This is a genomic window from Umezawaea tangerina, from assembly GCF_003002815.1.
Taxonomy (GTDB): domain Bacteria; phylum Actinomycetota; class Actinomycetes; order Mycobacteriales; family Pseudonocardiaceae; genus Umezawaea; species Umezawaea tangerina.
Genome location: NZ_PVTF01000012.1, coordinates 294,948 through 308,007 on the forward strand (window position 1 = coordinate 294,948; position 13,060 = coordinate 308,007).

A 13,060-nucleotide genomic window follows, 5' to 3' on the forward strand; every position below is an offset into this window, starting at 1 on the left:
CGACGGAGTACTCCCTTGTTCCACGCCTTGGGCTCAGCCCTGGCCGGGCTCGTCCCGCCCGCCGCCGCCATCGTCCTGTTCACCCTGACCGTCCGACTCCTCGTGCACCCGCTCACGCGCGCCGCCGTGCGCGCCGAGAAGGCCAAGTCCGCGCTCGCGCCGCAGGTGGAGGTGCTGCGCAAGAAGCACGGCAAGGACCTCGTCAAGCTCCAGGAAGCCACTGCGGAGCTCTACCGGGACTCGGGGACGTCCCTGTTCGCGGGCTTCCTGCCGATGCTCGTCCAGGCACCGTTCTTCATGATCATGTACCGGCTCGTCACCACGCCGAACCCGCTGCTCGACGGCACCCTGTTCGGCGCGCCGCTGGGCACCCGCTGGTACGGCTCCTACCAGCACACACCGGTGTTCCTGGGCGTGTGCGCGCTGATCGCCCTGGTCGCCTACGGCACCTTCCGGTGGCAGGCGATGACGGCGGAGCGGAACGGGACACCGCAGGTCCCGCTCGCGCGGGTCCTGCGGTTCCTGCCGTTCGGCACCGTGCTGATGGCGGCGGTCCTGCCGCTCGCCGCGGGCGTCTACCTGCTGACGACGACTAGCTGGACGTTGCTCGAGCGAGCTTGGCTGCACCGCGCAGCGGCGCACCCGCCTCGTGCAGGTGCTGGAGCACGTACCCGTACGACCTGAACAGGCCGCACTGGGCGTAGGAGATCGAGTGCTGTTCGCAGAACTCGCGCACGAGCACCTGCGCCCGGCGCAGGCTCACGCTGGGCATGCTCGGGAAGAGGTGGTGCTCGATCTGGTAGTTGAGGCCGCCGAGAGCCAGGTCGGTGAACCAGTTCCCGTTGACGTTGCGGGAGGTGAGCACCTGCTTGCGCAGGAAGTCGAACTCGTGCTCGTCGGTCAGCACGGGCATGCCCTTGTGGTTGGGCGCGAACGAGACGCCCATGTAGAGCCCGAACGCCGCCTGGTGGACCAGGATGAAGAGCACGCCCTTGAGGGGGGACATCACCAGGAACACCGCGGCGAGGTAGCCGACGATGTGGACGGACAGCAGCGCGGCCTCCACGCCCCAGCCCTTGATCTTGCGCCGCAGGATCGCGTTCACGCTGATGACGTGCAGGCTGAAGCCCTCGAGCAGCAGCAGCGGGAAGAAGAAGATCGCCTGGTGCTTCGTGATGAAGCGGAAGATCCCCTTCTTGGTCAGCGACTGCTCGGAGGTGAAGGCGAGCACCGAGATGTCGACGTCCGGGTCGTCGTCGATGTGGTTCGGGTTGGCGTGGTGCCGGTTGTGCTTGCTGATCCACCAGCCGTAGCTGATGCCGCTGAAGAGGTTGCCGTACAGCAGGCCCGCCACCTCGTTGGCCCGCTTGCTCCGGAAGATCTGCCGGTGGCCCGAGTCGTGGCCGAGGAACGCGTGCTGGGTGAACACCACACCCAGCAGACCAGCGATGGCCAGCTGCCACCACGAGTCGCCGACGAGCACGAACGCCGTCGCGGACAGCGCGAGCACCAGCGCGTTGCCCACGACTCGGAAGGTGTAGTAGTGCGGTCTGCGGTCGAGCAGACCCGCCTGCTTGATGGTCCGGGACAGCTCAGCGAAGTCGCTGCCCCGCTTGCCTGCCGCGTCGACGGTCAACAGCCCGGTTTCCTTTCGAGTGGCCCCCGATCGCAGCCTAGAGGGGGTCTGTCCCGATTGGGAAAACACGACAGGAACCTCTCAGGCCAACCTCAGTTGCAACTGGGCGAACAACCGCTGCAACGGGTCGTCCAGGTCGACGCCGGAGACCTCCGCCGCGCGGCGCACCCGGTAGCGGAGCGTGTTCGGGTGGACGTGCAGGACGCGGGCCGCCGACCGCACGTCGCCGAACGCGTCGAGGTAGGCCAGCACGGACCGGCCGAGCTCGCCGTCGAGCACGTCGAGCCTCGGGTCGCGCACGCGCGGGTTGGCCGCGAGCAGCGCGAGGGTCTCGCTGACGAGCACCCGCGACCGGACGTCGGCCAGCGTCGCCACGTCGGCGTCGAGGTCGCGGCCCATCGCGTCGAGCACCCGGTCCGCCTCCTGCCGGGACACGCCGACATCATCCAAAGTGGACACCGTCGAGCCCACCGCGGCCCGCACGCCGAGCCCGATGTGCTTGCGGGCGGTCGTCACGATCTCCTTGGTGAGGCCCAGGAGCTGGGCCCCTGGCGGCAGGTCGGGCAGCAGCACGTAGGTCCGCGCGCCGACCTGCGTGACGAGCGCGCTGCGCCGGTACGCGGCGGCGTGCACGGAGATCAGCCCGGTCAGCTCGGCCCGGCGCAGCTCGGCCTGGGTGCGGTCGGCGGACTCGTCGCGGGAGGAGAACACCACGACGGCGGCGGGCTTGCCGGGGTCCGCGCCGATCTGCCCGGCCACCGACTCGGCGTCCGTGCGACCGTCCAACAGGGAGGCGAGCAGGTTCTCGCGGAACGCCGCGGTGGGCTCGTTGCGCCGTTGGACGAGGTGCAGGGCGGTCACGCGGGCAGCGCCGAGCAGGGCCCGTTCGGCCTGCTCGGTCAGCGGTGCGTCACCCTCCTGCACCCAGATCGTGCCCAGCGGGGTCGGTCCGGCGTGGATGCCGATGGCGATCCGGCGCCGGATGCCGAGCTCCGGGCGCTCGTCGATCCGCACGACCTCCTCGCCGGAGCGCAGCAGCTGGTAGACGCCCCAGTCGCGAAGCATCTTCAGGTACGGCTCCGGTCCCTGCCTGCCGAGGATGGACAGCCTGCGCAGCTCGTCGACCTCGTCGCTGGAGCGCGAGTAGGCCAGGACCCGGCTGGAGGTGTCCTCGATGCTCACGATGCCGCCGGTCAGCGAGGCGATCGTCTGGGCCAGCGCGAACAGGTCGCCGAGCACCTCGCCGTTGTCCGCCGGGGCGGTCAGCACCGCCCTGGCCAACGACTCGAGGTGCTCCCAGCGGACCTCGGGGCGGACCGCGACGAGCGCGACGCCCGCGTCGACGGCGGCCTGCCGGAGCTGCGGGACGGGTCCGTCGACCTTGACCGCCACGGCCACCGCCCCGCGCGCGCCCGCAGCCCTGACCAGCGGCAACGCCGCCCGACCACGTGCGCCGATGACCAGCGCGAGGTCACCGGGGCGGATGTCCGGCACGTCGTCCGGGTCCATGATCACGACGTCCAGCACGTCGACGTCGAGCCCGCGCGGCGCCACCTGGAGCTCCACCAGCGGGTCACCCAGGGCGATCAGCACTTCCTGCAGGCTCATCTTTGTCCGTTCGGCCAAGTGGGTACCCGGATCTTAGCCGTCAGGACAAAAGCCGAGCGGTCTCCGCGACCTACGGTTGCGGAAGACATCCGCTGTTGTGGAGGAGCTGCTCGTGGACGCTGTGACCAGGGTTCCGTCGCCGGTGAACGAGCCGGTCCTGCAGTACGCCCCCGGTTCGCCGGAGCGCGCGGAGCTGCAGGCCAAGCTCGTCGAGCTGGTCAAGGAGCCGCTCGAGGGAACCCTGACCATCGGCGGCGAGCAGCGGTCGGGCGACGGGGCGCGGTTCGACGTCGTCCAGCCGCACAACCACCGCTCGGTGCTCGGCACGTTCCCCAGCGCCACCCACCAGGACACCGAGGACGCGCTGGCCGCCGCGCGCGCCGCCGCCCCCGCGTGGCGCGCGCTGTCCTACGACGACCGCGCCGCGATCCTGCTGCGCGCGGCCGACCTGCTGACCGGCCCGTGGCGGTCCACGATCAACGCGGTCACGATGCTGGGCCAGTCCAAGACCGCCATCCAGGCCGAGATCGACGCGGCGTGCGAGCTGGCCGACTTCTGGCGCTTCAACGTGGCCTTCGGCCGCACCCTGCTGGCCGAGCAGCCCACCAGCTCCACCGGCGTGTGGAACCGCACCGACCACCGCCCGCTCGAGGGCTTCGTCTACGCGATCACGCCGTTCAACTTCACCGCCATCGCGGCGAACCTGCCCACCGCGCCCGCGCTGATGGGCAACGTGGTGCTGTGGAAGCCCTCCCCCACGCAGAGCTTCGCCGCCCAGCTGACCATGCGGCTGCTCGAAGAGGCGGGCATGCCGCCCGGCGTCATCAACCTGCTGCCCGGCGACGGCATCGCCGTGTCCGAGGTCGCACTGTCCGCGCCGGACCTCGCGGGCATCCACTTCACCGGCTCGACCCGCACGTTCCAGCACCTCTGGGGCCAGGTCGGCGCGAACATCGCGTCCTACCGGAGCTACCCGCGGATCGTCGGCGAGACCGGCGGCAAGGACTTCGTGCTCGCGCACCCGTCCGCCGACGTCGACATCCTGCGCACGGCGCTCGTGCGCGGCGCGTTCGAGTACCAGGGCCAGAAGTGCTCGGCCGCGTCCCGCGCGTACGTGCCGCGTTCGGTGTGGGGCCGGGTGAAGGACGCGTTCCTCGCGGACGTGGCCTCGCTGACCGTCGGCGACGTGACCGACTTCGACAACTTCATGGGCGCGGTCATCGACCGGCGCTCGTTCGACAAGCTCTCCGGTGTGCTCACCGCGGCGCGTTCGGACTCCTCGCTGGAGGTCGTCGCGGGCGGCACGGCCGACGACACCGACGGCTTCTTCGTGCAGCCGACGGTGCTGCTGGGCACCGACCCGTCGCACGAGGTGTTCACCACCGAGTACTTCGGCCCGGTGCTGTCGGTGCACGTCTACGACGACGCCGACTACGACAAGGTGCTGCGGCAGATGGAGAGCGCGTCCCCGTACGCGCTGACCGGCGCGGTCATCGCGCAGGACCGCGGCGCCGTCGCCCACGCCATGAGCGAGCTGCGCTTCGCGGCGGGCAACTTCTACGTCAACGACAAGCCGACCGGCGCGGTCGTCGGCCAGCAGCCGTTCGGCGGTGGCCGCGCGTCGGGCACCAACGACAAGGCGGGCTCCATCCACAACCTGCTCCGCTGGGTCAGCCCGCGCTCCGTCAAGGAGACGTTCGTGGCCCCGACCTCCTACCGCTACCCGCACCAGGGCTGATCCCCCACCACGGGAGGGAATGACCATGCTCCGCTCCACGCTCCTCGCCGCCGCCCGCTCGACCGGTGCCCGCAAGCTGGTCGAGCGCACCCCGCTGACCCGCCCGGTCGTGGACCGGTTCATCGCGGGTGACGACGTCGACGCCGCGATCCGCGCCACCGGCGCGCTCGTGGCCGACGGCCGCTTCGCGACCCTGGACCACCTCGGCGAGGACACCCTCGGCGCGACCCAGGCCGACGCCACGGTGGCGGCGTACTCCGACCTGTTGTCCCGGTTGGACGACGCGGGCTACGCGGGGCGGGCCGAGGTGTCGGTGAAGCTGTCGGCCGTCGGGCGGTCGCTGCCCGTGGACGGGGAGAAGATCGCGCTGGAGAACGCCCGGCGGATCTGCGCGGCGGCCGACGCCGTGGGCACGACCGTGACGCTGGACATGGAGGACCACACCACGACCGACTCCACGTTGGACGTCCTGCGCGAGCTGCGGGTGGACTTCCCGTGGGTGGGCGCGGTGCTGCAGGCCTACCTCAAGCGCACCGAGCAGGACTGCCGCGACCTCGCCCACGCCGGGTCGCGGGTGCGGCTGTGCAAGGGCGCCTACCAGGAACCGGCCTCGGTGGCCTACCAGGACAAGACCGACGTGGACCGGTCGTACGTGCGGTGCCTGAAGGTGCTCATGGCGGGCGAGGGCTACCCGATGGTCGCCTCGCACGACCCGCGGCTGATCGCGATCGCCGCGGACCTGGCCGGGCGGCGGGCGCTGGACAGCTACGAGTTCCAGATGCTGTACGGGATCCGTCCGGAGGAGCAGAAGCGGATCGCCGCGGCGGGCAACACGATGCGCGTGTACCTGCCCTACGGCGACGAGTGGTACGGCTACTTCATGCGGCGGCTGGCCGAGCGGCCCGCGAACGTGGCGTTCTTCCTGCGGTCGCTGGTGACCACGGGCTGAGCAGGGCCTCGGTGGGGTCGGGTGGTCCCGCGGGAGCCGCCGGTGGGCGTGCTGTCCGGATCTGGGCCCCCCGATCTCCAGGTTACGGGCGGGGTACGACAGTTCCGGTCCGGTGAGGCGGTCCGCGCGGGGTGCTGACCTCTGGATGCGGGGTGTGGGCCCCGGATTTCCAACCTACGCGAGGAGTCCGACAGTTCCGGCCCGGTGAGGCGGCCCGTCGGGCGCGGGGTGCGGCGGTTCGGCTTGGCGGCGGGCATCGCGGGAGCGGTGCCCGCCGCCGTCGTCGTCGCAGGTCAGGCGAGGCCCAGCAGGGGGCGGAGCCAGGTCGCGACGGCGGCCAGCGTCCGGTCGGCCTCGGGTGCGCGGCCCGCCATGAGCGGGTACACGTGCTGCATGCCCGGCGACACCTCCAGGGTCGTGTCGACCCCGGCGGCGCGGGCCAGCCCGGCGAAGCGCTCGGCGTTGTCGAGCAGGGCCTCGTGGCCGCCCGCGCTGAGGTACACCGGCGGCAGGCCCGCCAGGTCGGCGTGCAGCGGGTTGGCGAGGGGGTCCTTCGCGGAGCCGTCGGCGCCGAGGAACATGGCCGCCAGACCCTGGACGAGCTGCCGGTTCAGGAAGGCGTCGGTCTTCTCGTTCGTGTCGAGCGTGCCCTCGGTCGCCTCCAGGTCGTACCACGGTGACATCGCCACGACCGCGGCCGGCACGGGCCTGCCCTCGTCGCGCAGCCGCAACGCCGTGCTGGTGGCCAGGTTCCCGCCTGCCGAGTCGCCCGCGGTGGCGATGCCGCCCGCCTCGAACCCGTTGGCCAGCAACCACTCGTAGGCCGCGACCGCGTCGTCGAGCTGGGCCGGGAACGGGTTCTCCGGCGCGAGCCGGAACTCCAGCACGAGCGCGCGGATCCCGGCGGCCTTGGCCAGGTGCGCGGCGACCTTGCGGTGGCTGCCCACCGAGTTGGCCATGAACCCGCCGCCGTGGAAGTACAGGACGACCCGGTCCCGCGCCGCCCCGATCGGGTCGCACCACAGGGCGGGACGGCCGCCCGCGTCCACCTCCTCGTAGGTGACCCCGGTCGGCTCGGCGGCCAGGGTGGACAGCTCGTCGAGGATGCCGCGCAGCTCGGGGAGCCCCATCTCCGGGTTGGCTGCGGTGCGCTCCGACATCCTCGTCATGAGGTCGCGGAGCGCGTCGGACTCGGTGCTGGGCATGGCGGTTCTCCGTTGTCCCGTAGGCGAAACGGCCTTGGTCGGCCGCTGCCGCGGAGTCTGCGCAGGGCAAAATGGAATGTCAATTCCAGTTCGTGCTACCGTCGTCGGCCTCTCGCGAGGAGGATGGCCTTGACCAAGTCGACCACCAGGAACCTGACCAGCCGCGGCCGCGCGACCCGTGACCGGATCGTCGAGACGGCGGCGCGGGTGATCATGGCCCGCGGCGTCGCCGGGACGACCATCCAGGACGTCATGGCCGAGGCCGGGGTCAGCACTTCGCAGGTGTACCACTACTTCTCCGACAAGTCCGAGCTCGTCGCGGCCGTCATCGAGTTCCACGCGGGCCTCGGCGACCCCGGCGCCCCGGCGGACCTCGACAGCGTCGAGAAGCTGGAGACGTGGTGCCGCAACGCGATCAGGACCCAGGTCGAGCGCGACTTCATCGGCGGCTGCGAGCTCGGCAGCCTCGCCAGCGAGCTCGCCGAGACCTCCGAGGGCGTCCGCATGCAGCTCGTGCAGGCCTTCGCCAGCTGGGAGGCGCCGCTCAGACGCGGTCTGCGCGCGATGCACGCGCGCGGCGAGCTGCGCGAGGGCACCGACCCCGACGACCTCGCCCTGGCACTGCTCGCGGCACTGCAGGGCGGCATCCTGCTGACCCAGACGCGCCGCGACATCGCCCCGCTGCGCGCCGTCCTCACCACCGTCATGGCCAGGGTCCGCGACTCCGTGGTGGCACCGACCCTATGAACCCCCTTGCGGTACAACGGGTCGGTGACGCGGTCACGACGGCAGGGCGGCGGCGTCCAGGACGAGGTCGACGGCGGTGAGGGCGCGGGTGAGGCCCGCCGGGGAGCTGTTCGCCTTGCGGGCGACCACGACGGCGCGGTGGGCGGCGTCGAGGGCGTGGTCGAGGCCGGTGCCGGTCTCGGCGCAGAGCTTGGCGTAGTTGGAGAGGGCCTCGGCGTAGCCGATGTCGGCGGTGAGGTCCTCCGGGGTGCGGAGCAGGTGCCAGAGGACGACGGCGGTGTGCGCCACGTCGCGGGCCTCGGGGTGGCGGCGCGCGTCGTGCAGGACGAGGGCGAGGCGGTGCAGGGCGTACAGGTGGGCGGCCGGGTCGGCGAGATCGCGCCAGATCGCGACGACCTGCTCCGCCAGCTCCACGGCCTTGCCGTGGTGGCGCACGGCGGACAGCTCGTCGGCCAGGGTGATCATGGCCTGGGTGAGCCGGGGACCGTCCACCGCGAGCTGCTGCCGGGGCAGCCGCCCGACGATGAGCAGGACGTCGTCGACGGCCCGGTGCGCCTCGTAGTCGCGGCGGTCGTACAGCAGCACACCGGCCAACGACGTGAGCGCCACGACCAGCTCCACGCGGTGGACCGAGGACCGGCGCAGCAGCACCACGGCCTCCTCGGCGGCGGCGAGCCGGTCGTCGAACCGGTCGGAGGTCGTGACGAGGTGGCACAGCGCGGCGGCGAGCGCGGCCAGGTCGTCGGGCAGGCCGGACTCGGCGGCGCGGCGGCGCACGGCGACCGCCTCCTCCGCGAGCCGCACGGCGTCGGCCCTGCGGTCGGACTCCAGCAGCAGCGCGCTGCCGGACACCAGCGCCACGGCAAGGTCCGGCTCGAAGCCGCGCGGGTTCACCGCGACCAGCCTGCGCAGCACGACGATCGACTCCTCGACCACCTCGACGGCCTCGTCGCGCATGTCGTTGGTGCGCAACACCATCCCGATCCGAGCCAGCATCCGGGCGAACTCCGGCTCGTAGCGCGGGTCCGACTCGGCCACCGCGCGCCACGCCGTCACGGCACGACCGGCCACCTCGGACGCCTCCGAGACGCGGCCGACGTCGAACAGCCGCACGGCGAGCTGGTGACCGGCCTTCGCGAAGTCCAACCGGAACAGTCCGGGACTGCGCGCGGACAGCTCCTGGTACAGCGCGGTGGCCCGGCCGACCGCCTCGACGGCGTCCTCCCGCCTGCCCACCGCGACGCAGCGCAGGGACAGCTGCTCCAACGCGGCCGCGAGCTGCGGGGTGCTCTCCGGGTCGTCGGCCACGATGTCCTCGCACAGCGCCACGGACTCGCCCGCCGCGACCAGCGCCTCCACCGGGCGGCGCACCGCGACGTAGCGCAGTCCCAGGTCCCCCAACGAGTCCGCGAGCGCGGGCCGGTGCTCGGCGGGGTCGTCCGCGACCAGCTCCCGGTACAGCGCGACCTCCCGGTGCGCGGCGGTCAGCGCCTCGTCGCGCAGCGCGGCCAACGCCGCCCGCGCGGCCAGCATCCCGTACAGCTCGGCGTGCTCCAGCCTGTCCGCGCCGTTGGCCACGGCGTGCTCGACCAGCCGCCTGGTCAGCACGGCGGGCAGCACGTCGCCGTTGAACCGGCGCTCCTCGAACACGTGCGGCGCGATGGCCCGCAGCAGCGGGATCGACGACATCTCGGTCAGCGCCAGCAACGTCGACGCGCTCGCAGTGCGGGCGAGTCCGGGGTCCTCGGTGAACATCGTCTCGGCGCGCCTGCGCAGGTGCGGCCACCGGCGGGCGGCCTGCACGAGCGTCGCGAGCCCCTTCGCGGACTCCTCGGCGGCGATCCGGTGGTCCAGCAGCACGACCGCGAGGAAGTCCTCCGCCAGCCGGGGCGACCCGGCGGGCACGGCGTCGCGGCTCATCAGGTGCCGCACCAGGTCGGACCGGCCGGAGCCGGGGGCGGCGCCGAGCACCGTCGCCAGCGCGGTCAGGTGCACGTCGAACGTGGTGTCGGCGTGCACGGGCTCGGACGCGGGCCGCTCGACGCCGAGGACCTCGGCGAACCTCCCGCACGCCAACGCGAACGACTCGGCGTGCTCCTCCGGGCGCGCTACCAGCGGCAGGTCCGACATCACGTGGCCGAGGTCGGTGCCGCGCTGCCGGGTCGAGGACCACCACCAGCCGGTGAGCCGGGACAGCAGCAGCACCCGGCTCTCCGCGCTGGTCCGCTGCCACGGCTCGCGCAGCAGGTCCCTCAGGTCGGGCCACGGCCAGCGGTCGGCGTCGTCGACCACGACCAGCAGCCGCGCGGTGCTGACCGCGGGCCGCAGGTCGGCCGCGCCCTCGCCGTGCCGGGCGACCAGCACGGTCCACCCCGCGGCGCGGCTCTCGACCACGAACTTGGCCGCCAGCCTGGACTTCCCGACCCCGGCGACGCCGTGCAGCAGCAGCGTCGCCATCCGCGTCTGCTCCTCGCGCCAGCGGGTGAGCGCGCCGAGCTCGCGGATGCGGCCGTGGAACGGCACCACCTCGTTGCGCGCGTCGAGCAGGCCGCCGGGTCCCGTGTCCGCTCCGACGACCGCCGAGCCGTTCGGTGGTGGGTCGAGCCGGTAGGAGGCGCCGCGGTTCCGTTCCACTGCGCCATAGTGCACTCCCCGCTGAGGCCATTGGCACCAACCACACCTTTTCGGCATTGACTCATCCGGTATCGCAACACTACTTTCGAAACATGTCTTTCGAGAGGCGTCAGCTCACCGACGCGCACGACCTCCGGGCGCTGAGCCACCCGCTCCGCGTCCGGATCATGGAGCTGCTCGCCCAGGAAGGACCGCTCACCGCCACCGAGGCGGGCGCCGAGCTCGGCACGACCGCGTCGAACTGCTCGTTCCACCTGCGACTGCTGGCCAGGCACGGCTTCGTCGAGGAGGCGGAGGGCGGTGTCGGGAGGCAGCGGCCCTGGCGGCTCGTCGAGCAGGAGACCCGGATCAGGTCGAAGGACCTCGACCCCGAGGGCCTGAGCGCGTTGCGGGCCATGGACGAGCTGCGCTGGGCCCGCAGGCGGGAACAGCAGGCCGACTGGTGGCGCACCAGGGACGAGTACCCGGACGAGTGGCGCGAGGCCGCGTCCGAGACGGCCTCGGTGCTCCACCTCACCGCCGCCGAGCTGGTCGAGCTGAACGGGGCCCTGCACGACGTGATCGGCCGCTACGTCGACCGCGGCCTCGTGTCGAACCGCAGACCCGGCACCGCGCCGGTGGACATCTCCACGTCCACCATCCCACTCCGACTTCCACTACCAGGGGGAGAACATGGCTGAGTCGAAGGACTTCGCACCGAGGCAGAGGTTCCGCTCCAACGTCGCGCTGTCGCCGGACGGGCGGTTCGCCGCCTACTCCGCGAACGCGGACGGGCAGCACAACCTCCACGTCGTCCCGGTCGCGGGCGGCGAGCCGCGCAAGCTCACCGAGTACACCCACAACGCCGTGCGGCAGGTCGCGTGGTCGCCCGACGGCGGGTCCTTGCTGTACACGGCGGACTTCCAGGGCAACGAGCAGTTCCAGCTGTACCTCGTGGACGCCCAGGGCGGCGAGGCGAGGCGGCTGACCGACACCGTGGACCGCCAGCACGTCCTGGGCGGGAGCGTGTACGACAACGGCGCGATCACCCCGTTCACCCCCGACGGCCGCGCGGTCGTCTACGCGGCCAACGACCGCGACCCCGCCGTGCAGGACCTGCTGGTCCAGGACCTGGAGACCGGCGAGGTCCGGCGGGTCGAGTCGACGCCCGGCACGATGCTGCACGCGATCTCCGTGTCGCCGGACGGGCGGTGGCTGCTCGCGACCGGCTTCCGCGGCAACAGCGACAACGACCTGTGGCTGGTCGACCTGGCCGACCCGGACGCCCCACCGCGGGTCCTCACCGAGCACGAGGGCAGGCGCCTGCACCTGCCGGGACCGTGGACGCCCGACTCGACGGCCTTCCACCTTCGGCACGACACCGACGGCGAGTTCGTCGCGCTCGGCCTGCACTCGCCCGCGACCGGCGCGACCACCGCCCTGGTGACACCGCCGTGGGACGTGGAGCAGGTGGCCGCGGACGGCACCACCACGGCGTGGACGGTGAACGAGGACGGCGTCTCGCGGCTGTTCGCCCGACGGGACGGCGAGCTGCTGGTGCTGCCCGAGCTGCCCGCGGGCGTGATCGCGTCGCTGTCGGTGGTCGGGGACGTGCTGACGTTCCTGCTCACCACCGGCACCCGCCCCACCGAGGTGGTCGCGCTGGACCTGGCGGAGGGGACCCTGCGCTACCTCACCGACAGCGCGCCCGCGGTGGCCGTCACCTTCGTGGAGCCGCAGCTGGTCCGCTACCCGACGCACGACGGCCGCGAGGTCCCGGCGTGGCTCTACCGACCGCGCGGCGAGGGTGTCCGCGGGGTGGTCGTGTCCGTCCACGGTGGACCGGAGGCGCAGGAGCGGCCGCTGTACAACTACGCCGGGCTCTACCAGTACCTGCTGTCGCAAGGGGTCGCGGTGCTCGCACCGAACGTGCGCGGCTCCACCGGGTACGGCAAGACCTACCAGAGCCTGATCCTGCGCGACTTCGGCGGGGACGAGCTGCTCGACCTCGAGCACACCTTCAGGTACCTGGCCTCCTTGGACTGGGTCGACCCGAAGCGCATCGGCGTGTGGGGCGCGTCCTACGGCGGTTTCGCCACCCTGTCGTGCCTGTCGCGGCAGCCGGAGCTGTGGGCGGCGGGCGTGTCCATGGTGGGACCGTCCAACCTGCTCACCATGGCCCGGTCCGTCCCGGAGACGTGGCGGGCCGAGATGGCGGCCTGGGTCGGCGACCCGGACACCGAGGCGGAGTTCCTGCTGGAGCGGTCGCCGATCACCTACGTCGACGCGATCACCGCGCCGCTGTTCGTGATCCAGGGCGCCAACGACCCGCGTGTCGTGAAGGCGGAGAGCGACCAGATCGTCGAGGCGTTGCGCGCGCGGGGCGTCGACGTCCGGTACGACGTGTACGACGACGAGGGGCACGGGTTCACCAACCGCGCCAACGAGGTCAAGGCCATCGGTGACACGGCCGAGTTCCTGGTGAAGCACCTCGGTGGGTAGTGGCCGCGAGGCCGCGTCGGTAGGTCGGCCCCGGTTTTTCGATGTCGGCGACGCTGTCCCCG

The 13,060-nt window shown here is 72.2% G+C and carries 10 protein-coding genes; 6 read left to right on the plus strand and 4 right to left on the minus strand.

Going from position 1 to position 13,060, the window contains the following annotated elements:
- The first annotated feature begins 15 nt into the window (after positions 1–15).
- Positions 16–684, plus strand: coding sequence for a YidC/Oxa1 family membrane protein insertase (locus CLV43_RS35325; RefSeq protein ID WP_106192912.1), 669 nt, complete (start codon positions 16–18; stop codon positions 682–684).
- Here the strand turns inward: CLV43_RS35325 and CLV43_RS35330 are convergent.
- Both CLV43_RS35330 and CLV43_RS35335 read right to left on the minus strand, forming a co-directional pair.
- Positions 593–1,639 carry a fatty acid desaturase family protein gene (locus tag CLV43_RS35330; RefSeq protein ID WP_425445790.1) on the minus strand — a complete coding sequence of 349 codons (1,047 nt, stop codon included), beginning with the start codon at positions 1,637–1,639 and terminating at the stop codon, positions 593–595. The genes CLV43_RS35325 and CLV43_RS35330 overlap by 92 nt on opposite strands.
- Before the next feature lie 78 nt (positions 1,640–1,717).
- Positions 1,718–3,244, minus strand: a complete 1,527-nt coding sequence (locus tag CLV43_RS35335) for a PucR family transcriptional regulator (protein WP_106192914.1) — start codon at positions 3,242–3,244, stop codon at positions 1,718–1,720.
- 112 nt (positions 3,245–3,356) lie between these two features.
- Between CLV43_RS35335 and pruA the strand changes: the two genes are divergently transcribed.
- Positions 3,357–4,982: an L-glutamate gamma-semialdehyde dehydrogenase gene (pruA, locus tag CLV43_RS35340; protein WP_106193054.1), complete on the plus strand. Its 1,626-nt coding sequence runs from the start codon at positions 3,357–3,359 to the stop codon at positions 4,980–4,982.
- 25 nt (positions 4,983–5,007) lie between these two features.
- The gene (locus tag CLV43_RS35345) at positions 5,008–5,931 is read left to right on the plus strand and encodes a proline dehydrogenase family protein (protein WP_106193056.1); all 924 of its coding nucleotides are present in this window, start codon (positions 5,008–5,010) and stop codon (positions 5,929–5,931) included.
- A 293-nt stretch (positions 5,932–6,224) separates the two neighbouring features.
- Here CLV43_RS35345 and CLV43_RS35350 read toward each other — a convergent pair whose 3' ends face one another.
- Positions 6,225–7,136, minus strand: coding sequence for an alpha/beta hydrolase (locus CLV43_RS35350; protein WP_106192916.1), 912 nt, complete (start codon positions 7,134–7,136; stop codon positions 6,225–6,227).
- 129 nt (positions 7,137–7,265) lie between these two features.
- Between CLV43_RS35350 and CLV43_RS35355 the strand changes: the two genes are divergently transcribed.
- Positions 7,266–7,883 (plus strand): TetR/AcrR family transcriptional regulator, encoded by a 618-nt coding sequence (locus CLV43_RS35355; RefSeq protein WP_106193058.1) that lies wholly within the window; start codon positions 7,266–7,268, stop codon positions 7,881–7,883.
- A 33-nt stretch (positions 7,884–7,916) separates the two neighbouring features.
- On the opposite strand, the gene CLV43_RS35360 is transcribed toward CLV43_RS35355, so the two are convergent.
- A complete protein-coding gene (locus tag CLV43_RS35360) occupies positions 7,917–10,517 on the minus strand; it encodes a tetratricopeptide repeat protein (RefSeq protein WP_106192917.1) in 2,601 nt (866 codons plus the stop codon).
- Positions 10,518–10,609: 92 nt separating this feature from the next.
- On the opposite strand from CLV43_RS35360, the gene CLV43_RS35365 reads away from it, so the two are divergent.
- On the plus strand, positions 10,610–11,197 hold the full coding sequence (locus CLV43_RS35365; protein WP_106192919.1) for an ArsR/SmtB family transcription factor: 588 nt from the start codon (positions 10,610–10,612) through the stop codon (positions 11,195–11,197).
- Entirely contained in the window at positions 11,190–12,998 is a 1,809-nt protein-coding gene (locus tag CLV43_RS35370; protein ID WP_106192921.1) for a S9 family peptidase, read from the plus strand. Before CLV43_RS35365 ends, CLV43_RS35370 begins: the two co-directional genes overlap by 8 nt.
- Positions 12,999–13,060: the final 62 nt, after the last annotated feature.